General features: G+C 62.2%; 21 protein-coding genes and 1 pseudogene. 9 read left to right on the top strand and 13 right to left on the bottom strand.

Annotated elements, in window-relative coordinates; translation table 11 throughout:
• Positions 1 to 8: 8 nt before the first annotated feature.
• Positions 9 to 929: an aldo/keto reductase gene (locus DNK06_RS15585; RefSeq protein WP_131180909.1), complete on the bottom strand. Its 921-nt coding sequence runs from the start codon at positions 927 to 929 to the stop codon at positions 9 to 11.
• Between the two features lie 129 nt (positions 930 to 1058).
• On the opposite strand from DNK06_RS15585, the gene DNK06_RS15580 reads away from it, so the two are divergent.
• Entirely contained in the window at positions 1059 to 2012 is a 954-nt protein-coding gene (locus DNK06_RS15580; RefSeq protein WP_131180908.1) for a LysR family transcriptional regulator, read from the top strand.
• Here the strand turns inward: DNK06_RS15580 and DNK06_RS15575 are convergent.
• The 3 genes from DNK06_RS15575 to hslO all read right to left on the bottom strand — a co-directional run bounded on the left by DNK06_RS15575 (position 1976) and on the right by hslO (position 6663).
• Complete coding sequence (locus DNK06_RS15575) at positions 1976 to 3901, bottom strand: RecQ family ATP-dependent DNA helicase (protein ID WP_131180907.1); 1926 nt, start codon at positions 3899 to 3901, stop codon at positions 1976 to 1978. The two genes, DNK06_RS15580 and DNK06_RS15575, sit on opposite strands and share 37 nt — an antisense overlap.
• Positions 3902 to 4074: 173 nt before the next feature.
• On the bottom strand, positions 4075 to 5616 hold the full coding sequence (locus DNK06_RS15570; RefSeq protein ID WP_131180906.1) for a phosphoenolpyruvate carboxykinase: 1542 nt from the start codon (positions 5614 to 5616) through the stop codon (positions 4075 to 4077).
• A 159-nt stretch (positions 5617 to 5775) separates the two neighbouring features.
• Positions 5776 to 6663, bottom strand: a complete 888-nt coding sequence (hslO, locus tag DNK06_RS15565) for an Hsp33 family molecular chaperone HslO (protein WP_131180905.1) — start codon at positions 6661 to 6663, stop codon at positions 5776 to 5778.
• Positions 6664 to 6881: 218 nt separating this feature from the next.
• Between hslO and DNK06_RS15560 the strand changes: the two genes are divergently transcribed.
• Entirely contained in the window at positions 6882 to 7706 is an 825-nt protein-coding gene (locus DNK06_RS15560) for a phosphatase PAP2 family protein (RefSeq protein WP_131180904.1), read from the top strand.
• Here the strand turns inward: DNK06_RS15560 and DNK06_RS15555 are convergent.
• The gene (locus DNK06_RS15555) at positions 7670 to 8077 is read right to left on the bottom strand and encodes an RNA-binding S4 domain-containing protein (protein ID WP_131180903.1); all 408 of its coding nucleotides are present in this window, start codon (positions 8075 to 8077) and stop codon (positions 7670 to 7672) included. The two genes, DNK06_RS15560 and DNK06_RS15555, sit on opposite strands and share 37 nt — an antisense overlap.
• A 134-nt stretch (positions 8078 to 8211) precedes the next feature.
• On the opposite strand from DNK06_RS15555, the gene rimB reads away from it, so the two are divergent.
• Genes rimB through DNK06_RS15540 form a run of 3 tightly spaced genes read left to right on the top strand, consistent with a single transcriptional unit; the run spans position 8212 to position 10474 of the window.
• The gene (rimB, locus tag DNK06_RS15550; protein WP_131180902.1) at positions 8212 to 8679 is read left to right on the top strand and encodes a retropepsin-like aspartic endopeptidase RimB; all 468 of its coding nucleotides are present in this window, start codon (positions 8212 to 8214) and stop codon (positions 8677 to 8679) included.
• Positions 8676 to 9581: a 30S ribosomal protein S6--L-glutamate ligase gene (gene rimK, locus DNK06_RS15545; protein WP_042554499.1), complete on the top strand. Its 906-nt coding sequence runs from the start codon at positions 8676 to 8678 to the stop codon at positions 9579 to 9581. The genes rimB and rimK overlap by 4 nt, the downstream gene beginning before the upstream one ends.
• Positions 9578 to 10474, top strand: a complete 897-nt coding sequence (locus DNK06_RS15540; RefSeq protein ID WP_131180901.1) for a S66 peptidase family protein — start codon at positions 9578 to 9580, stop codon at positions 10472 to 10474. The genes rimK and DNK06_RS15540 overlap by 4 nt, the downstream gene beginning before the upstream one ends.
• A gap of 111 nt (positions 10475 to 10585) precedes the next feature.
• Here DNK06_RS15540 and DNK06_RS15535 read toward each other — a convergent pair whose 3' ends face one another.
• Positions 10586 to 11899, bottom strand: a complete 1314-nt coding sequence (locus tag DNK06_RS15535; protein ID WP_131180900.1) for an ATP-binding protein — start codon at positions 11897 to 11899, stop codon at positions 10586 to 10588.
• Positions 11900 to 12010: 111 nt separating this feature from the next.
• Complete coding sequence (gene ompR, locus DNK06_RS15530; protein WP_131180899.1) at positions 12011 to 12748, bottom strand: osmolarity response regulator transcription factor OmpR; 738 nt, start codon at positions 12746 to 12748, stop codon at positions 12011 to 12013.
• Between the two features lie 263 nt (positions 12749 to 13011).
• Here ompR and DNK06_RS15525 point away from each other — a divergent pair, with 263 nt between their 5' ends.
• From DNK06_RS15525 to rmf, 4 genes are all read left to right on the top strand, one after another.
• Positions 13012 to 15351, top strand: coding sequence for a Tex family protein (locus DNK06_RS15525; RefSeq protein WP_131180898.1), 2340 nt, complete (start codon positions 13012 to 13014; stop codon positions 15349 to 15351).
• A 3-nt stretch (positions 15352 to 15354) separates the two neighbouring features.
• Positions 15355 to 15744 carry a PaaI family thioesterase gene (locus DNK06_RS15520; protein WP_131180897.1) on the top strand — a complete coding sequence of 130 codons (390 nt, stop codon included), beginning with the start codon at positions 15355 to 15357 and terminating at the stop codon, positions 15742 to 15744.
• Between the two features lie 234 nt (positions 15745 to 15978).
• Positions 15979 to 17559, top strand: a complete 1581-nt coding sequence (gshA, locus tag DNK06_RS15515; protein WP_131180896.1) for a glutamate--cysteine ligase — start codon at positions 15979 to 15981, stop codon at positions 17557 to 17559.
• Positions 17560 to 17712: 153 nt separating this feature from the next.
• Entirely contained in the window at positions 17713 to 17955 is a 243-nt protein-coding gene (gene rmf, locus DNK06_RS15510; RefSeq protein ID WP_131180895.1) for a ribosome modulation factor, read from the top strand.
• A gap of 42 nt (positions 17956 to 17997) precedes the next feature.
• Here the strand turns inward: rmf and DNK06_RS15505 are convergent, their stop codons facing one another.
• From DNK06_RS15505 to DNK06_RS25215, 6 genes and pseudogenes are all read right to left on the bottom strand, one after another.
• A complete protein-coding gene (locus DNK06_RS15505) occupies positions 17998 to 18726 on the bottom strand; it encodes a hypothetical protein (RefSeq protein WP_242674679.1) in 729 nt (242 codons plus the stop codon).
• Between the two features lie 74 nt (positions 18727 to 18800).
• Complete coding sequence (locus tag DNK06_RS15500) at positions 18801 to 19127, bottom strand: hypothetical protein (protein WP_131180894.1); 327 nt, start codon at positions 19125 to 19127, stop codon at positions 18801 to 18803.
• A 36-nt stretch (positions 19128 to 19163) separates the two neighbouring features.
• Positions 19164 to 20216 (bottom strand): hypothetical protein, encoded by a 1053-nt coding sequence (locus DNK06_RS15495; protein ID WP_131180893.1) that lies wholly within the window; start codon positions 20214 to 20216, stop codon positions 19164 to 19166.
• Positions 20217 to 20227: 11 nt separating this feature from the next.
• Positions 20228 to 24271: a toxin VasX gene (locus DNK06_RS15490; protein WP_131180892.1), complete on the bottom strand. Its 4044-nt coding sequence runs from the start codon at positions 24269 to 24271 to the stop codon at positions 20228 to 20230.
• Positions 24268 to 25068: a DUF4123 domain-containing protein gene (locus DNK06_RS15485; RefSeq protein ID WP_131180891.1), complete on the bottom strand. Its 801-nt coding sequence runs from the start codon at positions 25066 to 25068 to the stop codon at positions 24268 to 24270. Before DNK06_RS15485 ends, DNK06_RS15490 begins: the two co-directional genes overlap by 4 nt.
• Positions 25065 to 25378, bottom strand: a pseudogene (locus DNK06_RS25215) (DUF2345 domain-containing protein); the annotation flags it as partial. The gene DNK06_RS15485 and the pseudogene DNK06_RS25215, both read right to left, overlap by 4 nt.

The following is a 25378-nucleotide window of genomic DNA, read 5'->3' as shown; positions in this document are numbered from 1 at the left end:
ATGACGCCTCAGGCAAACAGCTCGACGATCCGCGCACGCTGTGCGGCATCCGGCAGTTGCCCTTGGCCTGCCAGCAGGTTGTCGAGCACATAGCGCGGGTTGGACGTGGCCGGGATCACCGTGGTGACCGCCGGGTTGGCCAGTACGAACTTGAGCATCACCTGGGCCCAGGAGGTCGCCCCCAACTCGCTCTGCAACCATTGCGGCACTTCCTTGCCGCGCACCTTGGCGAACAGTTCGCCGGCCTGGTAGGTGCGGTTGATCAGCGTGGCGATGCCCTTGTCGGCGCAATAGGGCAGCAGCCGCTGTTCGGCATTGCGCGCACCGATGGAGTAATTGAACTGGACAAAGTCCACCGGTTCCTTTTCCAGCGTCGCGAGCAGGTCATCGTGGGCCGACTCCAGGTAATGGGTCACGCCGACATAACGAATCCGCCCCTGCTCCTTGAGTTCGCGCAGCAGCCCCAGCTGGGTGGCGGTGTCCTGCAGGTTGTGTACCTGGATCAGGTCGATGCGCTCGGTCTGCAGGGCCTTGAAGCCGGCCTCGATCTGCTGCAGGCCGGCCTCGCGCCCGGTGGACGAGACCTTGGTCGCGAGAAACACCCGATCGCCGGTGCCGGTACGCTTGACCAGTTCGCCGGTGACCGCTTCCGAACGGCCATAGCTCGGCGCCGTATCGATCAGTGTGGCGCCGCCGTCGACGAAGGCCTTGACCACTTCCTGCAGAGGCGCCATGTCCGCCGATGCTGGATCGACGTTGAAGGTACGTGAGGTGCCCAGGCCGATTACCGGCAGGGTTTCGCCGGTCGCCGGGATGGTCCGCTTGAGCAGGGTGTCCGCGGCGAAACTGAACGAGGGAAACAAGGGCGCCATGCTGGCCATGGCGGCGAGGGCGCTGCTGCGCTGGATGAACTGGCGACGTGTCTGCATGGGGCCTCCTGGCGGGACAAGGATGCGGCCGGACTGGCCGCAACGGGTGAAAGGCGAGTATGGTCAGGGCTGCCCGCCCCATTCTCTCCAGAAACGATATGCATTGTTTCCCCATGGTTGACTAAGCCCATGCTCGAAGACCTCAGTGATCTGCGCTTGTTCGAACGTATCCTGCGTGCGGGCAACCTGTCGGCAGCCGCTCGGGAACTGGATCTTTCCCTTGCCGTGGTGAGCAAGCGCCTGGCGCGCCTGGAGGCCCGCGTCGGCGTGCGCCTGCTGCAGCGCACCACGCGGCGCTTGGCCCCGACCGAAGAAGGCCGGCTGTTCCATGCCCACTGTCGGCGCATTCTCGACGAGGTGGATGCGGCGGAAGCGATGCTCCTGCAACGCCGCGAACAGGTCGACGGATTGCTGCGCATCAGTGCGCCATTCGGCTTCGGTCGTCGCCAATTGATCCCGCTGATCGCAACATTCCGCAAACAATATCCGGAGCTGCGCATCCAGCTGAATTTCGGCGATGCCCTGGTCGACCTGCTCGAGCACGAGGTGGATATCGCTATCCGCTTCGGTATGCCTGCCGATTCCAGCCTGATCGCCCGGCAACTGGCGCCGAACAACCGGGTGCTCTGCGCCTCACCGTCCTACCTGGACTGGCACGGCCGCCCGACGCATCCCGAGCAGTTGCACAAACACAGTTGCCTGCTGATCGGTGATCAGGAACGCATGCACTGGCGTTTCGAACAGGACGGCGTCCCGCTGCAGGTGCGGGTTCAGGCCAGCATTCTGTGCAACGACGGCGAAGCGGCCCACGCCCTGGCACTGCAGGGCCAGGGCATCGTCAGCAAATCCATCTGGGATGTGGCGGCCGACCTCAGGGCCGGGCGTCTGGAACGGGTGCTGCCACGCTACCGGCTACCGGACGCCCCTTTGCATGCGCTCTATCCGACCAGCCGCCAGCAGGTGCCACGCGTACGGCGCTTCGTCGAGTTCCTCGGCGAGCGCCTGGAACAGAGCTGGCAGCAGGAAATCGCCGAGTTGGCGGAGCGTCAGCTCGCGGCCAACCAGTCCCGCACGTCGGCGTAGGGATAATCCTCGAGCGCTGCGAAGCCGCTGATCTGCCGGGCCCTGAGCCGGGTGAACAACGGGACGCTGATGCCGCACAGAAAACGCGCCAGACATTCGTTACTGGGCAATTCACCACCACGGGCGCTCTGATACTTGCCGATGAACGCCCCACACAACTCATTGCGATCGCAGCCTGCCAGCGGCGCGAGCGCAGGGGGTTCGGGCAAATGGGCGACCTGGCCGCGACAGACCGAACAATGCCCGCACTGGCGTGGCGCACGCTCATCACCGAAGTAGACCGCCAGGCGGTGACTCAGGCATTGCTCACTGGCGAACAGCTCGAGCATGGCCTGGATACGACGGATTTCGCTGGCTTCCTGGGCCAGGAAGTAATCATGCAGCTCGGTGGCCAAGGCCTGAGTCTCGAAACCGGGCTGCAGTACGGCATAGACATCGGTCATCTGCTTGCTTTCCAGTTCGATCCAGCCGCGCTCCTGAAAGAAATCCAGCGCCTTGACCACTCTCGCCCGCTCCGCCTGATGACCGCGATACAACGCCTCGAAATCCACCGTGCACCAGGTACGCGCCCGCGTCGAGGCGTTGACTATGGCCTCGACGAACTGCCGCCGCTCCCCCTCGAAGCGCTCCAGCAAGGCCGTGGGTTCGATCAGGTACTTGAAGCGGTATTCAGCGAAGTACGCATAGCGCGGCGCGATGATGCCGCGCAGTTCCAGCTGCACGAGCAGCGTCTTGAGCGGCAGCTGGCGGATATTGCTGTGGTCGCTCAGCGCATTGATGGTCAGTTCCCACTGGCCATCCTCGGCGTTTGCACGAATTTCTTCGAGCACGCGGATGATGCCGTCGCGTTCCGGCGTATCGCCGTAGACGAAGTTTTCCAGCACATTGAGGCTGTCGCGATTGGCCAGTACCAGGCAGTCGGATGCCTCGCCGTCGCGGCCGGCGCGACCGATCTCCTGGCTGTAGTTCTCCACCGACTTGGGCAGATCGAAATGCACCACGTTGCGAATGTCGCGTTTGTCGATGCCCATGCCGAAGGCGATGGTGGCGACGATGCAGTTGATGCGCCCGTCCATGAACTGACGCTGAATCGCCTCGCGCGCCTCATGCCCCATACCGGCGTGATAGGCGCTGGCGGTGATGCCACGCTGGCTAAGCTGCTCAGCCACTTGTTCCGCGGTCTTCTGCTGGGTGACGTAGACGATGCTCGGCTGGCCTTGTTTGGCGCCGAGCCACTCGACCAGCCGGCGCTGCTTGTCACGGCCAGCCACCGGCTCGACCAGCAGGTTCAAGTTGGCGCGATAGAAACCAGTGGTGACCACGTCATCCGCGGCGATGGAGAATTTCTTCTGCATATCGGCAATCACTGGCGGCGTCGCCGTGGCCGTCAGTAGCAGCACCTGGGCGATGCCGAACTGGCGCTGATAGTCCGGCAGCTTCAGGTAATCCGGGCGGAAGTTGTGGCCCCATTCGGAGATACAGTGGGCCTCGTCGACCACCAGCAGGGAAATCGGTACGCCGGCGATGAAATTGCGGAAACGCTCGTTCTTCAGGCGCTCGACCGAAATCATCAGGATTTTCAGCTCACCGGACTTGGCCTTGGCCATGGTTTCGCTGACCTGCTCCCGACTCTGCGCCGAATCGATACTGGCCGCACTGATGCCGTGCCGATGCAGGAAAGCGAGCTGATCCTGCATCAGCGCCAGCAGCGGCGAGACCACCACGGTCAGGTGCGGCAAATGCAACGCCGGCAACTGGTAGCACAGGGACTTGCCCGAGCCGGTTGGGAAGATCGCTGCGGCTGATCGGCCGGCAAGCACGGCACTGATCACCGCTTCCTGGCCAGGCCGCAATTGATTGAAACCGAAGACGCGCTGCAGGGTAGTCATAGCTGTCACTCCTTTGAATCAGCTGCAAGCTGCAAGCCTCAAGCTGCAAGAGAAAAGCCTGCGGCGTCGGCTTCGAGAGTGTAGCCAAGCCGCCCTTACTTGTGGCTTGCGGCTTGAAGCTTGCGGCTAAAAAAAGAAACCGCCCGAAGGCGGTTTCTTTTGCTCTGGCTCGCTTAGAGCTGCGGGCCGGCGTTCTTGATGGCATCGCTGACATCGAACTTGGTGAAGTTGTCGATGAACAGCTTGGCCAGACCTTTGGCAGCCTCGTCGTAGGCATTCTGGTCAGCCCAGGTGTTGCGTGGGTTGAGCAGGTTGGTCTCGACGCCCGGAACGGCCTTCGGCACGCTCAGGTTGATGATCGGCAGTTGCTCGGTTTCGGTACCGATCAGTGCGCCGCTCTGGATCGCTGCGATCACACCACGAGTGGTCGGGATGTTGAAACGCTTGCCGACGCCGTAACCACCACCGGTCCAGCCGGTGTTGACCAGATAGACCTTGGAGCCGAACGCCTGGATGCGCTTGATCAGCAGCTCGGCGTAGACGCCAGCCGGACGCGGGAAGAACGGTGCGCCGAAACAGGTGGAGAAGGTCGACTTGATGCCGCTGCCCGAACCCATTTCGGTGGAACCGACCAGTGCGGTGTAACCCGACAGGAAGTGATAGGCCGCCTGCTCTTCGTTGAGGATCGACACCGGCGGCAGTACGCCAGTCAGGTCACAGGTCAGGAAGATCACCGCATTCGGCTCGCCGCCGAGGTTCTTCTCGCTGCGCTTCTCGACGAATTCCAGCGGGTAGGCGGCACGGCTGTTCTGGGTCAGGCTGTCGTCGGTGTAGTCCGGCGAGCGCTGCTCGTCGAGCACCACGTTTTCCAGCACGGTACCGAACTTGATGGCTTTCCAGATAACAGGCTCGTTCTTCTCGGACAGGTCGATGCACTTGGCATAGCAACCGCCTTCGATGTTGAACACCACGCCGGTGCCCCAGCCGTGCTCGTCGTCACCGATCAGGTAACGGCTTTCATCGGCGGACAGGGTGGTCTTGCCAGTGCCGGACAGACCGAAGAACAGGGTCACGTCGCCTTCTTCGCCGATGTTGGCAGCGCAGTGCATCGGCAGCACGTCGGCGGCCGGCAGCAGGAAGTTCTGCACGCTGAACATGGCTTTCTTCATTTCACCGGCGTAGCGCATGCCAGCGATCAGCACCTTCTTCTTGGCGAAGTTGATGATCACGCAACCGTCGGAGTTGGTGCCGTCACGCTCAGGCACGCACTCGAAGTTGGCGACGTTGAGCACTTGCCATTCCTGCTTGGAGGACGGGTTGTACTGGGTCGGCTCGATGAACAGCTGACGGCCGAAGAGGTTCTGCCAGGCAGTGGCAGTGGTCATCTTGACGGGCAGGTAGTGAGCTTCGGCGGAGCCTACATGAACGTGGGAAACGAAGCTGTCCTGGGCATCGGAGAACGCCTGAACACGATCCCACAGGGCATCGAACTTGTCGGCCGGGAACTTGCGGTTGATCGGCCCCCAGCCGATGTCGGCCGAGGTACTCGGCTCATCGACGATGAAGCGATCGACCGGAGAACGCCCGGTACGGTGGCCGGTGCGTACAACCAGAGCACCAGTGGACGCCAGTTCGCCCTCACCGCGACGAAGGGCTTCTTCGACCAGTTGAGCGGTGCTGATGTCGGTGTACACAGCGTTGTTGGCTTGCGTCATGTGAGTCCCCGTCGGCCGAACGGCCGAGTCTTCCAAACGTTTGTAGTCATGCACTGAGCAGGACTACAGCTAAAAAAGTGCGCGGATTATGCCAGAAAAGCGGACTGCGGGTGCAGCCCCCCAATCCAATCAGAACACCCTGCGCGTTGCTGGCGCCCCTCAGTGACGGGTGTCAGAGGGCTGCTGACTGCCTCCACCGGCGAACAACTGGGCGATGTCGGCGGCATCGAACCCATAGCGTTCGTTGCAGAATTGGCAGTCTATTTCCACGTGGCCGTGATGCTCGCCGAGCAGTAGCTCGGCATCGGCCTGCCCTAAACTGACCAGCGCTTTGGCCGAGCGTTCACGAGAGCAGCTACAACGGAACTGGATGAGGCGCGGATCGAACAGACGAACCGTCTCCTGGTGGTACAGGCGATGCAGCAGGGTTTCGTTGTCCAGGCCCAGTAATTCCTCGCTCTGCAGGGTATCGGCCAGGGTCACCAGGTGCTCCCAGCTGGCAGCGCGCTCTTCGTCATCGGTCAGACGATCGGCTGGCAGCTGCTGCAGCAGGAACCCGCGGGCACGCAGGCCGTCGGCACATAGCCAGAAGCGCGTGGCCAATTGCTCGGAGGTGGCGAAATAGTTGGTCAGGCAGTCGGCCAGAGTATCGCCGTCCAGGGAGACGATCCCCTGATAACGCTGGCCCTGTTTAGGATCCACGGTCATGGCCATCACGCCTTCGGGCATCAGTTGCAGCAGGCCGTCACCCTCGGTGATGCGCTCGGCTTCGTAGCGGGCGATGCCACGCACTTCGCCGTCACTGGAGCATTCCACCATCAGCAGCGGCACCGAACCCTCGGAACGCACCTGCAGCACCAGCAAACCATCGAACTTCAGCGTACCGACCAGCAACGACGCGGCGGCCAGCAACTCCCCGAGCAATTGCGCCACCGGACGCGGGTAATCGTGCTTGGCCAGCACCTGCCTGTAGCTGCCAGACAGCCCGACCAGTTCACCGCGCACATCGGTGTCGTCGAAAAGAAAGCGTTGGGTGAAGTCGGACATAACGGATCGCCTGCAGAAAGATGCGAGACAGGCCAAGGATTAGCGCCGGTTGGCCTGGGGGCCGGCAATTTTAGGCGCAAACGCGACGCTGACCAAGCTGAATGCGAAGAACGGCCAAGCCGCAGCCTCCTGAACACTGCCTGAACAAGAGCCTGAAAGGCACCAAGGCGGCGCGCAGGCTGCCTAGAATCGGTGGTTTTCTTCGAAAGCTCCCTGCCATGCATCTCGCTCTCAATGCCCAATGGCGCCCCCGCGCCCTGATCATAAGCCACCTGCTCATCGCCCTGCTGTTCGCCAGTTGGCTATGGCCGGTGACCCGCATCTACTGGAATCAGTTCGATCTATGGCTGTTCCACCTGCTCAACGACCCGGTGCATGCCGGCGGCCTGTGGGCGCATATCTGGGCCATCGGCAGCATGCGCCCGGTGGACGCCGGCGTGGGCCTGGTGATGCTGGCAATCATGCTGCGCGCCGGCCTGGTGTTCCCGGCGGCCCAGGTGCGCACCGGGCTCTACGCCTTTCTGGTAGCACTGATCGTGATGCTGCTGATGCGCGTGCTGTTCGCCGACCTGGTCGAGTACATGGGTTGGCAACACGCCAGCCCCTCGCTGCTGGTGGAAGGCAGCGCCCGGCTCACCGAGCTGTTCCCGGCCTGGGAAGAACGCTGGGATCTGAAAGACAGTGCCAGCCGCAGCTTCCCTGGCGACCACGCTTCGGTGCTGATGATCTGGGCGATGTTCTGCAGTTTCTTCGTCAGCGGCTGGCGCCGGGCGCTGGTCTGGACGGTCGCGGTGATCGGCATGCTGCCACGCCTGGTGGCCGGCGCACACTGGGGTGCGGATGCTCTGGTCGGCGGCGTGCTGCTCAGCGTGCTGGGCATCGCCTGGAGCTGCTACACACCGCTGGCTTTCCGTGCCAGCGCGGTCATCGAGCGATTGACCTCCCCGCTGACACGCTGCCTGGCAAAGGTGCCATTGCTGAGGTCATTCAGCGTGATCGGCGGGAATCACTCCACCCAATCGCCGGAGCCGCCGCGCAGGTAGAACAACTGCCGGCGCTGCTTCTTGCTGGGTCGCCCGTCGGTCTGTACACCCAGGGCGCCAGCCTTGCGCTGCTCGGCGGCCCGCTCGCGGCGCACGATGCTCTCCCCGGTCTCGGCATACAGCGCCTGGGCCTCTGACGCGCCGCGACGCACCACCGACAGCGCCTGCACGATCACGGTACGCTCGTCGAAACCGGTACGAATCACATACTCATCGCCTACCTTCGGTTCCTTGCCCGGCTTGCAGCGCTCGCCACGGCAATGCACCTTGCCGCCCTCGATCGCAGCCTTGGCCAGCGCTCGCGTCTTGAAGAAGCGCGCGGCCCACAGCCATTTATCCAGGCGCACCTTGTTGTCGTCTTTGTCGCTCAAACATCTCTCCACAATGAATTCGCTACGCTTGCATGACATGGTAAAACGCATCTTCGCCAGGATGCGCTTGTCACATGCCATCACTACAATGCCGACCTTTATAGGCTCTGCGGGTCTGTTACGGAAGCCTCACCTTGAAGACATTCGACCACCTCAACGTGATCGGCCTGCGCGAATGGGTCAACCTGCCGGAGCTGGGCATCATCGGCCTGCGCGCCAAGATCGACACCGGCGCCAGCACCTCGAGCCTGCATGCCAGCGATATCCAGCCCTTCGAGCGCGACGGTGAACGCTGGGTAAGATTCACGGCCTATATTGGCACCCAGGTGCAGCGTCGCCATCGCTGCGAGGCGCGCCTGGTGGCGTTCAAGAGCATCAAGAGTTCCAATGGCCAGGCGCAGAGCCGCTACGTGATCCGCACCAGCCTGATGCTGGGCGATCTACTGTGGCCGGTGGAGTTCACCCTGGCCAGCCGCAAGACCATGCGTTATCGCATGTTGCTCGGTTCCAAGGCGCTGGTGGATGGCCAACTGGTGGTCAATCCGGCGCTCACTTACGTCCAAGACAAACCCGTGCTTCCCGACCCGAGCGTTGCCCAATGAAAATCGCTGTGCTGTCGCGCAATCCGCGCCTGTATTCCACCCGCCGCCTGGTCGAAGCCGGGCAGCAGCGCGGCCATGAAATGGTGGTGATCGACACCCTGCGCGCCTACATGAACATCGCCAGCCACAAGCCGCAGATCCACTACCGCGGCAAACCGCTGGAAGGCTTCGATGCGGTGATCCCGCGTATCGGCGCCTCGGTGACCTTCTACGGCTGCGCCGTGCTGCGCCAGTTCGAGATGATGGGCGTGGTGCCGCTCAACGAATCGGTGGCCATCGCCCGTTCGCGGGACAAGCTGCGTTCGCTGCAGTTGCTGTCGCGCCGCGGTATCGGCCTGCCGGTGACCGGTTTCGCCCACTCGCCGGACGATATTCCCGACCTGATCGACATGGTCAACGGCGCCCCGCTGGTGATCAAGGTGCTGGAAGGCACCCAGGGTATCGGCGTGGTGCTCTGTGAAACGGAAAAGGCCGCCGAATCGGTGATCGAGGCCTTCATGGGCCTCAAGCAGAACATCATGGTGCAGGAGTACATCAAGGAAGCCGGTGGCGCAGACATCCGCTGCTTCGTGGTAGGCGACAAGGTCATCGCCGCGATGAAGCGCCAGGCCAAACCGGGTGAATTCCGCTCCAACCTGCACCGCGGCGGCACCGCCAGCCTGATCAAGATCACACCGGAAGAGCGCATGACTGCCATCCGCGCGGCCAAGGTCATGGGCCTGTCGGTGGCCGGCGTCGACATCCTGCGCTCCAATCATGGCCCGCTGGTGATGGAAGTGAACTCCTCGCCCGGTCTGGAAGGCATCGAGGTGACCACCGGCAAGGACGTCGCCGGGATGATCATCCAGTTTCTGGAAAAGAACGGCGGCCCGAACCTGACTCGCACCAAGGGTAAAGGATGAGTACGCCATTCGCAGGCCGCCTGGCCCTGATCGCCCCCGCCTCGGCCATCGCCGAAGACGTATTCGAAGCGACCCTGGCGCAGCTCGAGGTGCTCGGTATCGACTACCATCTGGGCCGCCACGTGCGGGCTCGCCATCGCTACCTGGCCGGCACGCCGGCGCAGCGCCTGGAAGATCTGCACCAGGCCTTCACCCTAGCGGATATCAATGCGGTTTGGTGCCTGCGCGGCGGCTACGGCTGCGCGCAGTTGCTGCCGGGCATCGACTGGGCGCTGCTGCAGAACGCCAGCCCGCGCCCGCTGATCGGCTACTCCGACCTGTCGCTGCTGCTCGACGCCTTCGGGCGCCATGGCCTGCCGGCCATCCACGGCCCGGTCACCACCGCGCTGGGCCTGCAAACACTGTCAGCGCCGACCGGCCAGCGCGAGCGCCTGGCCTCTATACGCTCGCTGTGGGATCTGCTGCAGGATCGCAGTCAGCCATTGCCGGTGCGGCATATCAGCGGCCCCGAGTCGCCCGTCGAGGGCACGCTGGTTGGCGGCAACCTCACCGCCCTGGCCAGCGGCTGCGGCACCATTGCCGGCATGCAACTGCCGGACAACGCCATCCTGATCCTCGAAGATGTCGGCGAACCTTACTACCGCCTGGAACGCAGCTTCTGGCAGCTGTTCGAAAGCTTCGGCGAGCAGCGCCCGGCGGCGGTATGCCTGGGCAGCTTCACCGATTGCCCACGGCGCGGCGTACAACACAGCATCGAGGAGATCATCGGCGGATACCTGGCACCGTTCGATATCCCGTTGTACGGCGATCTAGCCAGCGGCCACGGTGACGCCAACTTCGCCTGGCCCTATGGCCGGCTCGCACGGCTGCAGGGTGCAACCCTCAGCTGGTAGCGCTCGCCAGGAACAAACACGCGACGGTGTATCTATCCGCATCGGCAAGTCCGCCTCGCCCATGGGCATGTCCATGGGTAGTCCAGCCCGTGCGGACTGGGCAACTGCATGTCATGCTGCGTCGCGCGGCAATAGCAGCCCCAACGGCAGACAGATACGTGCTTCCAACCCACCGCCAGTGCGGTTGCGCAATTCGACGCTGCCACCATGCAAGGAGGCGATGCGCTTGACGATGGCCAGGCCAAGCCCGGCACCCTGGCCGCCGCGGGCACGGTCGCCGCGGATGAACGGGTTGACGATATTACCCAGCTCGCTCGGGTCGATGCCGGTACCGCGATCCAGCACGCTGAGCACCACGTAGGGTGCGCTGTGGTCATCGGCCACCGATAGAACGATTTCCACGGCACTGCCACCGTAACGCAGGGCGTTCTCGATCAGGTTGACGATCAGCCGCTTGATCGACACCCGGCGCAGCGGGAACGCCGGCACCGCCTCCAGAAACAGACTCACCTGCTCCTGTTTCTGGTTGTAGGGCGCCACCACTTCGCGGATCAGCTCGGGCAGATTCAATTCCTCCACCGGCTCGTCACGCCCGTCGCGTATGAAGGCCAGGAACTGATCGAGGATGGCGTCCATATCCTCGATATCGCGCACCATGTCGTCGGTCAGCTCGGAGTCATGATTGAGGAACTCCAGCGACAGGCGCAGCCGCGTCAGTGGTGTGCGCAGATCATGGGAAACACCGGCCAGCATCAGCTCACGCTCGCGCGCCGCCTGCTCGACATCCTCGGCCATCTGGTTGAAGGCGCGATACACCTCGGTCATCTCGCTCGGCGTATCGCTGACTGGCAAGCGCACGCTGCGCCCCTGGCCAAACTGCCGGGCCGCGAATACCAGTCGCTTGAGCGGTTCGCTGAGCTGACGCACGAAAATCCAGGCGGCCGCGGTGGACAGCAAGCCGATACCGAGGAACCAACCCAACACGCTCCAGATGCGCTGACCGCGCAGCGGATGGGGATAGAGCGGCACCCGCAGCCAGTCATCGCCCAATGTCGGCGCATGCACCCACAAGGCGGGTGGGCTCTTGGCCCGCACACGGGTTTCGGTATCCGGGCCGAGCTCGGACTGCATCTGCCGCTGGAAAATCTCGCTGTACGGCCAGTGTTCCTCGCTGGCCGGCACCTCGGTGCGCGGTACCCGCTTGAGCCCGGCGGCCGCGGCGATATTGGCCCGATCCTCCGCATCAGCCGCCCAGTAGGCACGCAAGGTCAACGCTGCACCATGGCTGTACTGACGGTCGACCAGCACGTCCTCGTTCATCATCAGATAAACCAGGGTCAGCGCCTTGGAGAACAGCACGACGATCAGCACCAACCAGAGGGTGCGCGAGAAGAAACTTTGCGGGAACCACAGCGGAGCTTTCATTGAGAACACAAAATCCGTAGGAGCCAGCTCGCTGGCGATCAAAGCGTAAGGATCGACGGAGCGCCGTACCGCAGCAAGCTGACGCCTACATGGTTGTAGCCGGACGAGTGATTACTTGTTGCCGTCCGGCACGAACACGTAGCCCACGCCCCAGACGGTCTGGATGTAACGCGGCTTGGACGGATCCGGCTCGATCAGCCGGCGCAGGCGGGATATCTGCACGTCGATGGAACGCTCCAGCGCATCCCACTCGCGGCCGCGGGCCAGGTTCATCAGCTTGTCGCGGGTCAGTGGCTCGCGGGCATGTTGCACCAGCGCCTTGAGCACGGCGAACTCACCCGTGGTAAGCATGTGTACTTCTTCGCCCTTCTTCAGCTCGCGGGTTGCCAGGGACAGTTCGTAGTCACCGAAGGTGACGCTCTCGTCCTCGCTGCCCGGTGCACCCGGCACCACCGGCGCCTGACGGCGCAGTACGGCCTTGATCCGCGCCAACAGTTCACGCGGGTTGAACGGCTTGGCCAGGTAATCGTCGGCACCCAGCTCCAGACCCTGGATACGGCTGCTTTCGTCACCCTTGGCGGTGAGCATGATGATCGGTACCTGGTTGTTCGAAGCACGCAGGCGACGGCAGGCGCTCAGGCCATCTTCGCCGGGTAGCATCAGGTCGAGTACCACCAGATTGAACAGTTCGCGCGACAGCAGACGATCCATCTGTTCGACGTTCTCCACCGCACGTACGCGGTAGCCTTGCTCGTCGAAGAAACGCTCGAGCAGACGCCGCAGACGGGCATCGTCGTCGACAATCAGGATTTTTTCACCTTCGACCGGTTGTGCTGCAGTGCTGCTCATAGGGGCTCCTTGATCGAGAATCCGCGACGCGACGCGCCCGACTTCAACGCGGCATTATGGCTCAGAGGCCGTATAGACCACGTATTGTCCATTGTTAGCAGATTTTTCGCTGCCCTTGGCGTACTTAACTGACTTTCACGGTCTGACAGCAGCTTGCGGCGTGGCATGCGCGCCTTCATGCATGGCTATAATGCGCCGCTTTATCGTCCGGCCAATCATGAGCGAGGCCGGTTTTCGTAGCTCCAGGGTGGATTCTTCTTTCTATGCTCAGCATCAACAACCGTATCGCCGAAGAACTGGGCGTGCGCCCGCAACAGGTCGCCGCCGCCGTCGCACTGCTCGACGAAGGCTCCACCGTGCCGTTCATCGCACGTTATCGCAAGGAAGTCACCGGTAGCCTCGACGATACCCAGCTGCGTAATCTGGAAGAGCGCCTGCGCTACCTGCGCGAACTCGACGATCGCCGCGCCAGCATCCTCGCCAGCATCGAGGAACAGGGCAAACTGACTCCCGAGCTGACCCGCGAAATCAACCTCGCCGACACCAAGACCCGCCTCGAAGACCTTTACCTGCCCTACAAGCAGAAGCGTCGCACCAAGGGCCAGATCGCCCTGGAAGCCGGCCTTGGCGAGTTGGCCGATGCACTGTTCAACGACCCGAACCTGACCCCGGAAAGCGAAGCTGCCCGTTTCATCGATGTGGAAAAGGGCTTCGCCGACACCAAGGCGGTACTCGAAGGGGCCAAGTACATCCTCATGGAGCGCTTTGCCGAAGACGCCAGCCTGCTCAGCAGCCTGCGCGGTTTCCTCAAGGACAACGCCACTCTCAGCGCCCGCGTGATCGCCGGCAAGGAAGCGGAAGGCGCCAAGTTCCGCGACTACTTCGAGCATGACGAGAAACTCAAGAGCGCCCCTTCGCACCGCGCCCTGGCAATTTTCCGCGGTCGCAACGAAGGCATCCTCAGCGCCAGCCTCAAGATCGGCGAAGAACTTCCCGGCACCCTGCACCCTTGCGAGGGCATGATCGCCGAGCGTTTCGGCATTTCCAACCAGGGCCGCGCCGCTGACAAATGGCTCGGCGAAGTGGTGCGTTGGACCTGGAAGGTCAAGCTCTACACCCACCTGGAAACCGATCTGCTGGGTGAATTGCGTGAAGGCGCCGAGGACGAAGCCATCAGCGTTTTCGCCCGCAACCTGCATGACCTGCTGCTGGCCGCCCCGGCCGGCCCGCGCGCGACCCTTGGCCTCGACCCGGGCCTGCGCACCGGCTGCAAGGTCGCCGTGGTCGATGCCACCGGCAAGGTGCTGGATACCGCCACCGTCTACCCTCACGCGCCGCGCAACGACTGGGACGGCACCCTCAACGTGCTGGCCAGGCTGTGCGCCAAGCACGGTGTGGATCTGATCGCCATCGGCAACGGCACCGCCAGCCGCGAGACCGACAAGCTGGCCATCGAGCTGATCAAGAAATACCCGGGCCTGAAGATGACCAAGATCATGGTCAGCGAAGCCGGCGCTTCGGTGTACTCGGCTTCGGAACTGGCCGCCAGGGAATTCCCTGATCTCGATGTCTCCCTGCGTGGCGCCGTATCCATCGCCCGCCGCCTGCAGGATCCGCTGGCCGAGCTGGTCAAGATCGACCCGAAATCCATCGGCGTGGGCCAGTACCAGCACGACGTTTCCCAGCTGAAACTGGCACGCAGCCTGGACGCCGTGGTGGAAGACTGCGTGAACGCCGTTGGCGTGGACGTGAACACCGCCTCCAGCGCCCTGCTCGCGCGCATCTCCGGGCTCAATGCCACTCTCGCGCAAAACATCGTAGCCCACCGCGATGCCCACGGCGCGTTCAAGACCCGTGACGCGCTGAAGAAAGTCCCGCGCCTGGGCGACAAGACTTTCGAGCAGGCCGCCGGCTTCCTGCGCGTGATGAATGGCGACAACCCGCTGGATGCCTCCGCGGTGCACCCGGAAACCTACCCGCTGGTGCAGCGCATCGCCGTCGACACCGGTCGCGATATTCGCTCGCTGATCGGCGATGCCGGCTTCCTCAAGCGTCTGGATCCCAAGAAATTCACCGACGAGACGTTCGGCCTGGTAACCATCGGCGACATCCTCAGCGAACTGGAAAAGCCCGGCCGCGACCCGCGCCCCGAATTCAAGACCGCCGAGTTCCAGGAAGGCGTGGAAACCCTCAAGGATCTCGAGTTGGGGATGATCCTCGAAGGCGTGGTCACCAACGTGACCAACTTCGGCGCCTTCGTCGATATCGGCGTTCATCAGGACGGCCTGGTGCACATTTCCGCGCTGTCCGAGAAATTCATCAAGGATCCCCACGAAGCGGTCAAGGCTGGCGACGTGGTCAAGGTCAAGGTCATGGAAGTGGACATCCCGCGTAACCGCATCGCCCTGTCGATGCGCATGGGCGACACGCCCGGCGAGAAGGTAGAAGGCGTACGCAGTGGCGCACGCAGTGGTGGTCGCCAGGGTGGCGGCAAAGGTGGACAAACGCCGCGCAGCGAGCGTCACTCCGGGCAGGAAAAACCAGCCCCGGCCAACGCCGCCATGGCGTCGCTATTCGCCAACGCCAAACAGTTGAGGAAATAAGCCATGAGCGAGCCCGTGGAAGAAATCGGCAAGAGCAGCGCCTTCGGGCGTCTGCTGGGCCTGCAGATCGTCAAGGCCGAAGGCGGCGAAGCGGTGATCGAGCTGAGCATGCACGACGGCCTGCGTAACCTGCACGGCAAGCTGCACGGCGGCGCGCTGTTCTCGCTGATCGACACCGCCATGGGCCAGGCCAGCCACAGCCTCAGTGACGGCGAGCCGACCAGCGTTACTCTGGAATGCAAGGTCAACTACATCCGCGGCGTCACCGAGGGCGGCCTGAGCTGCCGCGCCTGGGTGGTGCACGCCGGGCGCCGCACCCAGGTGATCGAAGCCGAAGTGCATCAGCACGACAAGCTGGTCGCCAAGGCTCAGGCCACCTTCGCCTGCCTGTGAGAGAGCCGCCGCTGACGGCGTAGCGCACCGGTCTCGCCTGCAAACAGCCTGCCGGGCCGACAAGTCGGTCTGGTATGACGCCATCACGCAAGACCCTGGGCATGACTGCAGCCCTTCGCCAAAGCTAGAATGCGCGCTCTTTTCGCCAGACGACCAACGTCAGCAATTCGCCCCCTTGTAGAGTGCAGAGTCCACCCCCATATTGGGGCGACCGCTGCGTGAAGGAATGCAATCTTGAGCGACCTGTTCTCCCGCCGTCTGGCCCTGCTCGGCGAGCACGCCAACCTTTCCCTGCTGTCCCAGTGCCTGCACGGCATCGAGCGCGAGTGCCTGCGCGTCGATAGCGAAGGCGAGCTGGCGCTGAGCGGACATCCGGCCGCCCTGGGCTCGGCACTCACCAATGCGCAGATCACCACGGACTACTCCGAGTCGCTGCTCGAGTTCATCACCTCGACCGCCGTCGATCCGAGCGACACCCTGGCCGAGCTCGATCGCATCCATCGCTTCGTCTACAGCAAGCTCGACGGCGAGTACCTGTGGAGCCCATCGATGCCCGGCCCGCTGCCGGACGAAGAGAACATTCCGATCGCACGCTATGGTCACTCACACATCGGTCAGCTCAAGTACGTCTACCGCCAGGGCCTGGCCCTGCGCTACGGCAAGACCATGCAGTGCATCGCCGGCATCCATTACAACTTCTCCCTGCCGGAGCAGTTGTGGGCGGTGCTGCAACAGGCCGAAGGCGATCAGCGCAGTGCCCGCGACTATCAGTCGTCACGCTACATCGCACTGATCCGCAACTTCCGTCGTTACAGCTGGCTGCTGATGTACCTGTTCGGCGCATCACCCGCGCTGGACAAGAACTTCATGCGCGGCCGCCCGCACCAGTTGCAGGAGCTGGATGCCGACACCCTGTACCTGCCGTACGCCACCAGCCTGCGCATGAGCGACCTGGGTTACCAGAGCGAGGCCCAGGCCGGGCTGACGCCCTGCTACAACGACCTGGCCAGCTACACCGACAGCCTGCGCCAAGCGGTCGGCACGCCCTACCCGCCCTATGTCGACATCGGCACCAAGAAGGACGGTGAGTGGCTGCAGCTCAACACCAACATCCTGCAGATCGAAAACGAGTACTACTCCAACATCCGTCCGAAACGCGTGACCTACAGCGGCGAGCGTCCGATCCAGGCGCTGATGGCCCGAGGCGTGCAATACGTGGAAGCCCGCTGCCTGGACATCAACCCGTTCCTGCCGCTGGGTATCGACCTCACCGAGTCGCGCTTCCTCGACGCCTTCCTGCTGTTCTGCGCATTGCAGGACAGCCCGCAACTGAGCAATGGCGAGTGTGGCAGTTGCTCCGACAACTTCCTCAAGGTGGTCAAGGAAGGTCGTCGCCCCGGTCTGCATCTGCACCGCCAGGGCGGGCCGGTGGTACTGCAGAGCTGGGCTCATGAGCTGCTCGATGGCATCGAGGCCATCACCAGGCTGCTCGACAGCAGCCAGGGCAGCGACGCACATGCCCACGCCCTGCAGGCGCAACGCGCGAAGATCGATGACGCCAGCCTGACGCCGTCGGCCCAGGTGCTGGCAGAGCTGCAAAAAGGCGAAAGCTTCGCGGCCTTCTCCTTGCGGCAGAGCAAGCGCCACGCCGAGCACTTCCGTGGGCAACCGTTGAGCGCCGAGCAACAGAGCGAATTCGAGCAGGCCGCACAGCGTTCGCTGCAGGAACAGGCAGAGCTCGAGGTTCATGAAGACGGCGACTTCGACAGCTTCGCCGCTGCCTATCAGGCGAGCATCCTGGCGCTGGCGGTCTGAAAAACGGCCGAGATCGGCCGGGATAGACCAGCCGCTCACGTCAACTGCGTCACAAAAAAAGCCAACGGTCATAAATCCGAGACCGGCGGCCCGGTTCTCTCGAGCGGATTTGGCTAGCATTGTTTGCAGGCACCCAATGCGAATCCAGCCCCCATGACCCACAGCGAAAAAGACCAGCACTGGAGCCTGGAAAGCCTCACCAAGGCTTACCAACAGGGCTACATGGCTGGTCTGGCAGGCCACTCGTCACAGACACAGCCTTTCGACGCCAGCGTTCCCGCTGCCGCCTGGGAAGCCGGCTGGGTGGATGGCGAAGGCCAGCGCCGGCTCAGCGAAGAGAAACTCAACCGAACACCCGCCGCCGACAATCCCTCCGCCAACAGAAAGCGCGCCTGATTCTACTTCGACGGAGCGTGTCGGTGGTGCGCGCGGCGCCCCCTACACGGCTGTGTGGCTGCGTTGCACCTCGGCGAATACCTCGATGATCGAACGCTGTGGGTCGCGCTGACGCAGGGCCTCCACCTGCCGGCTCTGGCGTTGCAGTTCCTCGCTGGGCCTGGCCCATTGCCCGGGCGGCAACGGTTGCGACCAGGCGCGCATGGCTTCGGGAATATCCTGGCGGTGCATGCGCTTGACCCTGCCGACTTCCCATTCGGTGAGGTGGAAGGGCAGCGTCCACAGGGTCATCACATGGTAGAGGTACCAGCCAAACACGTAGAACCCGACCACTTCGTTCTCGCGGTAACGGCGGCGCATGCGTTCGCGGGCGTTGCGGAAGGTGTGCAGGCCTTCGTGGAGCGGGTCATCGGGGCCTTGCAGATCGAGCGGATCCTGAATCTCCTTGAGGCTGTGCACCTCGTGTTCCATATAGGCGCGGATCGCCTCCCAATTGGCGATGGCCAGGGGCAGGCCGGCACAGGGAAACTCCAGGGAGAAGTCCGCGCCACTCTCGGCATGGTGAAAGCCGACGCCCATGGCGTACTGGCGCTGGATACCGTACTGGGTAGCGCCCTGGGCTTGGATCACCCAGGCGGAGAGGGATTCCCAGGGGACGAAGATCGGTTCGGTGTGGCCTTCCGGGACGAAGCAGACCTCGCGGCGCTGGCGGTTGAAGCGGGCGGGGATGACGTTGCGGTGCTGGAGATGCTTGTGTAGCCAAATACCCAAACCGAGAAGCAATGCGACAAGAGCAGCAATTGATCCAATCTTGATTCCAAGTTCAAAAATCCCTACAGCCAGTTCTATTGCAACAGTAAGCCCCCCCCCAATAGAGGGGTACCCACGAGCATCAATAAAGGAGATAAGACAACAGCCATTATCCAGCCGCCAAAAGGTAGGCCTAGAGTCAATTGCCAGCCGAATACAGGAGGAAGACCAACCCCGAAGTCCAGATAGGTATCATTGACCTCCCCCACAGCATGGGCATAGTCCTGGGCTGGCTGGCCGGTGGGCAGCGGCAGGGGGGCCAGGTAGCTGACCAGACCGCCGGGAAAGCCGACCACATCCCCCGCACGATGCTGCTTGTCCAGTTCCAGAGTGGGCGCTTCCATGGGCTTATCGGTTGGCATCGTCGGGTTCCGGCACTAAGAGTGGGTCAAGTGGCATCAGTCCACGTATGTGCAGTATTTGGCCATCAAGTTTGGGCGGCGCATGGTATCGATTGTGGCTATGCGCTTTTCCATTTCGGCCACCATGAGCTTGTAGGTTTCATCATCCATGTCACGCCAGTAGCGTGGGTTGCGGTCGTTTTGCCGGTCGTGCTCGGCGCTGGTAGGGTCGAGGGCGCGTAGCGGTTCATGGAAGGGGTCATCCGGTAGCGGGCGGCTGGTGTCCATAAAGTTCTGCAGGTAATCCCACAAGGCGTAATGCGGCTCGGCGAAGCGATCCATGGGCAGCAGCCCAGCCAGGCTGAACTTGATGTCCTCGTAGCGGTGGTGCAGGTAAAGAAAGCTCATCGGCAACCCTTGGCGATCCGGATGAGTGCTGACATAGGCATCGAACTCGTAGAACGGACGGACGATCTCGCCGATGGTGCCGTTTTTCTTGTACTCGCCGTTATTGTCGTAATCGAAGACCGTGACCATGCCGGTGCGGCGATTGAGTTCCCATTCGGGGCCGCGTGAGGGGCGAGCCCATACTTTTGGGAGTTTATGAATAATCAGCCATCCCCCCCCCCATAAAAAAAGAAGTGGGAAACATAAAAAGGGAGATGTCTCAATAAATAGGCTCATGAACTCAGAGAAAAATGGATTGCGAGAATCCAATGCAAGGGCAATACATACAATAAGAAAAATCGGAAAAGAGATTAGGAAGGAAAATTTTCCGAACAAATATCCAATCATCAAAGCCCTAGATCCGCCGGGAAGCTGCGCAAATCTTAATTTCTCTTGGTCATGTATATAGTGGAAGTCCAGGTGCTCAAATGGCGCCGGCTTGTAGGTGCCGGCCTGCCTTTCCTGTTTGTCCTTTTCCAGCGCTCGCATATGCTTGGGGTCTTCGCGCCAGAGAAAATCTGCCGGGGTAACTTCCTGGGTGTTACCCCACGGCAACCGCGCCTTGGAAAATTTGCGGATCCAGGTACGGGGAACAGAAGGCTCCTGCTCGGGAATACGATCAGGCTGGTAGGCCGTAGAGGCATAGTAACTATCGGTAGACATCAAATTCGGCTTCAGTTATCGGGTTTATGGGTCTCTTCATCGGCCCAGAACGTCTGGTCAACCCGATTAAAATCGGGATCGGCATGGGCTGCTCCGGCCTCCACCTTGGCGCGGGGCGATGGCGCTGGAAAATAACGAATCGTACAGGCCTGATCCGTGGTTTGCGTAAGGCACAGCTGGGCACGCACCGCCCAGCTGTGCCAGGTATTGTTTTGTTCAGGCGTGGTGATGCCGAGATCTGGGGCGCGCAAGTACAGTTCGAGGGCATTGGGCCACAGCACCTGTGCTTCCGGTCTTGATGCTCCCAAGGCCCGTTGTTCGCTTACGACGCCGTGGGGATAGGCAGTATGGGTGCGCAGGCGACATTCGACACGCGTGGTCATCTCGCCAAGGTTGCCCAGCAAGCCGGGGAGGTTGCTTTCGACCCGTATACGCGACGGTGCATTGCGGATCTTGTACGGCAGGGTTTCGTTGATATCCAGCTTGGCATTGCGCTCGTAGTAGGGGTTGTTCTCGATATGTATGGTGATGCCGGCCAACAGGCCCAGCAGCCGATAGAAAGCCTCCTCGGAATCATCCAGTGGTGCCTGCTGGCTATCGGCAAAAGGACCATTGCCCAGCCAGTCCTCCAGTGGCGAGCTGCTGAACAGGTACACCACGCCTATACCGATGCCCAGCAACAGCAAGGCGATCCACCCCGCCGGCCCCAATCCGAACAGGGTTGCGCCAGTCGCGAAGAACCCACCCACCGCGCCGACCAGAGCACCGCCGGCCACGAGCATATAGCCCCAGATGGCGGCATCATTCCATTGCCAGGCATGCCAGGAGTCGAATAGACAGAGCCCTACCATCAGTACGGCAGCGGCCGTCTGGGCAATCAGCCTGGCGGTAATCCGGGTAATCACCTTGCTGCCGACAGTTCTCCCGAGAAGCTGTTCTGCCTGAGCCCGCGAGTAGGTAAATACGTTTCTCTGCCCCATATTCAAAACAGACTGATTGCCGGCAATCTTCGCAGTGAGCATCTCCATGGCAATTACTAAATCAAGCCCTGCGCCGACTAGTCCGAATACTTGTCGTGCTCTTCCTTTTTCTGTCGCTGTCCCTGCTCTTCCAGACCACTCAGCATTGATATTCCACAATTCCAGCATCAACACCGAGGCAGGAAACAACGTCCCATTGAGCGCCTGATAGAACTTGCTGCTCTGATGATTACCGAGGCGATCCAGTGCGCTTTGCAGGTCGCCTTTGGCCTGTTGGGCATTCTGGCTGGCGATGCTGGCATCATTGGCCGCCTGCTGGCCCTGCCGTGCCGCTCGGCCTTCGGCCTCTCTGGCTGTCGTTGAGGCACTGCCCGTTTGCCTGACCTGTGCCTGTGCCTGGGTATTCGCGCTGCTGGCAGCCTGCGCTGCCCGTTCGGCGATCAGGACTTCACGGATCCGCTCATTGAGGCCTGCGATGATCTGCGCGGTGCGGTGGTTTCTGGGGATACCCAACACCAGGTGATCACCTGGCGCCTGTTCACTGCGAGGTGCCCGGCGCTGGTTGGTCGAGGCGAGCAGGTTGTTGTCGGCATCGCGAAACTCCCCGTACATACGCACCGCACGCTGCTGCTCGTGGGGTATGTCTTCCAGGGCGAACAGGTAGTAGTCCTTGATCGCTGCGCTGCTGCGCCGCACGAAATGCGCAGCACCAAAGGTGTCACGCATCATGCTGCGCAAGCGCTCGACGTTGATGCCATGCAAACGCAGGTTCACCGGGCGCGCCTGGGGCGCCAACTGGTTGCGCAGGTTCTGTTCGGCCTGGCGAGCCTGAGCCAGGTTCTGGTTGTCGCGATCCAGTGCAGCCTGGGTGCCCTGCTGCCGACCGATAGCCCGTTGCTCGGCCTGTTCAGCCGCGCGTGCTACCCGCTCTGCCGTCTTTTGCTCCTGCCGGCTGGTGGTACGCTGCTGGCGGTTGTCGGCCAGCGCCTGCATGGCCTTATGGCGCGTTTCTTCGGCGGCCTTGACCGCTGCTTCGGCACTATCCACGGCGCCCTGCAGGTTTTCACAAATGGCGTTCAACGCCCCGGCCCCAGCCTTGAGTTCAGTGGTCAGGGCGTTACGCAAGCTGCCTGAGGCCATCAGCCCGGCGAGGCTCTCCGCGTTATAGGTGTTGTAAGGGCCAGCGGGCTCACTGCGGTTTTCGAAGACGGCCAGCTCGTCGGCGCGGAACAGACCATCCCCCTGGTTGCCGATTGCTTGTGCTGGGGCTTTGTAGGATGCCAGCAGGCTTTGCTCGTCATACGCTGGGCAAAGCATGAGGTGCAACGGGTGGTGCTCGTTGTTGGCCATTTCGCTGATGAACTTCTGCCCCTGGCTTTCCTGCTGGCTGGCCGTGCCTGCTGCGGCCAGTGGGTCGAGCTGATCGGCGGTGATGGAGAGGCAGCCGAGCAGTTGGCTGACGAAATAAAGCTCGGCCAGGTAGTCGAAGCCATCGAGGCTCAGGTGGTCAGCCAGCGTCTGCTGGGCTCGCGCGGTGGACAAGCACTCGTAGAAGATGGATTGCACGGTTTGGTGGGCTAGCGTGATCTGGGCGCGCTCGCTGGCAGCGGTAAACTGCTCGATATCGCGCCGGCCGCGCGCTCCGATCTTGCTGATGCTTTCGTGCAGCGGGTTCTTCTTGCCGCCAATCACCCGGGGCACGACCAGTTGCTGAATGAGTAAGGCGCTGCCGTGATTCGGATGCAGGGTGGCACGCTGGGCGCAGAGGCTGAGGAGCTTTTGCTGGGACTCCAGGCGATTTTTCAGGTAGCGCATGCGATACAGGTGGTCGTCGAGCATGACGCCGCAGATTTGCCGATTGCGGGCCGAGAGCAGCACGTCCACGCCAGCGGGAGCCGCTTGCCAGATATCAGGGGCTTGCTCCTCTGCTGAACTGCTAGCGGTATCAGGGTTGCTTGCTGCTGGGCGTTTGCTCTTGATCAGATGCTCCAGGCAATCGGCCCAAGCATCCAGTTCGAGCAGTGGGTCGGGAGTGGTCGGGGGATTGCCTTGCTCGCACTGATTCACGTACGTCTGCGCACTGCTCTTGGCTGTGTCTGGATAGCTCCCTGCGAGGTCACAGACGAATTGTCCAGGGTGGTCGAGAAACCACTCGAAGCCAGGTTGCCGGTTGCGCTGAGGCGCCACGACAGCCAGCGGGAACGCATTGCCGCTCAGGCTCGCGTGCGCAGTTCGCGCCTGACTGGCGCTAGCCTGCATCGCACTGACCTTGGAAAACAGCTCAAGCATTTCCAGGCCATTGGGCTGGTTGGCGTGACGCTTGATGAAGGTGGCTTGCGAGACAATCAGTTCCGGCCTGCTACAGCGTTCTCGTCGTAATGAAGTGTCTTGCTCCAGGCGCTTGAGGCGGGCCGGGCTAAGCTGCACTTCCGAGAAGCACAATTGCAGATCCGTCACTTTGCGTCGATTGCACTGGGCGGGCAGCCAGATTTCCTGCAACGCGACGCCGGTGGGCGTGCGCCGTCCTGGCTTGAAACCATCACCTTGGCGGTAGTTGAACAGGTTCACGTCGTGGAAGGTGGTTTGGCTGTCCTCACTGCGTACTTCCAGTTCGCGCCAGAGTCGCTCCTGATAGAAGACGTAGATATAGCCATTGCGCACGACGACCGGCGTACCCAGGTCGTACAGGCTCTTGCTGCCCGGCAGCGGCGTCATCGGTACGACCGGCACGATCTGGTTCCACTGGGTTTCGCCCGGCATCTGCCGTTGGGTGGGACGCATGCCCTCAAGCAGCGGCACGCGGATCGGCCCACCCCGTTCGCTGGCGATCTCCAGCCAGAGATTACGGTTGGGCTGCCCCTCCCAGTCCCATACGTGCAGCACGCTGCTGAACGTAGCGCCATTTTGTATTTCTGGCTTGTCTTGCTGGGTCAGTGCTTCCTGCTGTTGCATGTTGGTTTCGTCATAGATCACCAGCTTTTGCGTGGTGGGGTGATCCTTGCCGACCACCTGGACGATCAGTTTTCCGGATTCGCAGGCGGCGCCCTGGCTAAGGGCGCCTACGTTGTTGCTCATACGCTACGTTCCTTGTTGCTGTTGCGCAGAATCATATGCTGTTCAAGTTCATGCAGGCGTTCGGTATCGCTGCCTGGACACAGCTCTGCTGGCGGGGGTAGGTGTGCATAGGCGCTGCGCAAATTGAGGTAGGCGGTCAATGCGTCTGCCGAGAAAAAACCGGCCGCCATGCCTTCATCGAGATAACCCCGGGCCTCGTCGAAAGGTGTGATGCGCTGCCGCGCCCACCATTGGTAGAGAAAACTTTCAGCTTGCTGGCGGCCCAGGGCCTGCTCTTGGCCGCTATCCAGAAACAAGGTGCCAATGGCGGTCGTGGGGCGCCAAGCTGCTGCGCTGGTATTCTCGACGGTTTGCCAGGCTGCACGGCCATTGGCACTGTCCTGCCAGGTGCCGCCATACCAACTCAGTGACTGGATGGGCCCGAGCCAGGTGAGGTGGGTTTCGGCAGCGCAGGCGGGAAAGAAGTAACTGGCCGTGCGCGGGATGGAATAGCGCAACACGCCCTTACGCTCTGTTTCGAAGCGCACGAGCAAGATGTAGCGAAGATGGGTTAACAGATCATCTCGCTTACATCCTGCCGTGATCAGCAGGCCGGGCCACGTCTCTGGATCGTCTTGCATGGCGCGCAGCAGCGAGGGGTTGGCGCTCACGCTGAACAGTAGGAGACTTTCATCCGTGTAGGCCGCCAGTTCGGTGCCATCGTACAGACGTGATGGATCAGGGTTTTCGCTCATCCTGTACACGTCGGTTAGCAAGTGTTCCGTGCCTTCCAATAGGAGCCAGCGATTGTTGCTCATGCATGCCCCCCGGCGTTCATGGCCTTACGGCAGGGGCAGTCCGACAATGGGCACTGTAGAGGTGTGCCCCCCTTCGGCTTCTGGCATAGCTCGACGATTGGTACTTCCTCGCGCAGGCGCTGTTTGAGGAGTGCGCCGGGTTTGTCTGTATCCGCCTGTTTCAACGGCCCCGGCAACAACGGCATCGCCCCGGTGCCATTGCCCGGGCTACCGCCGGAGTTGATGTTGATCACCGGCCCGCTCAGGGTCACGCCGCCGCCGTCGATCCTGATGAAGCTGCCAGCGGCCTTGAGGGTCAGTTCGCTGCCGG

The sequence above is a fragment of the Phytopseudomonas daroniae genome (assembly GCF_004327285.1).
GTDB classification, from domain to species: Bacteria; Pseudomonadota; Gammaproteobacteria; order Pseudomonadales; family Pseudomonadaceae; genus Aquipseudomonas; species Aquipseudomonas daroniae.
The sequence above is the reverse complement of the archived record's forward strand: the minus strand, read 5'-3'. Positions and strand labels throughout refer to the sequence as shown.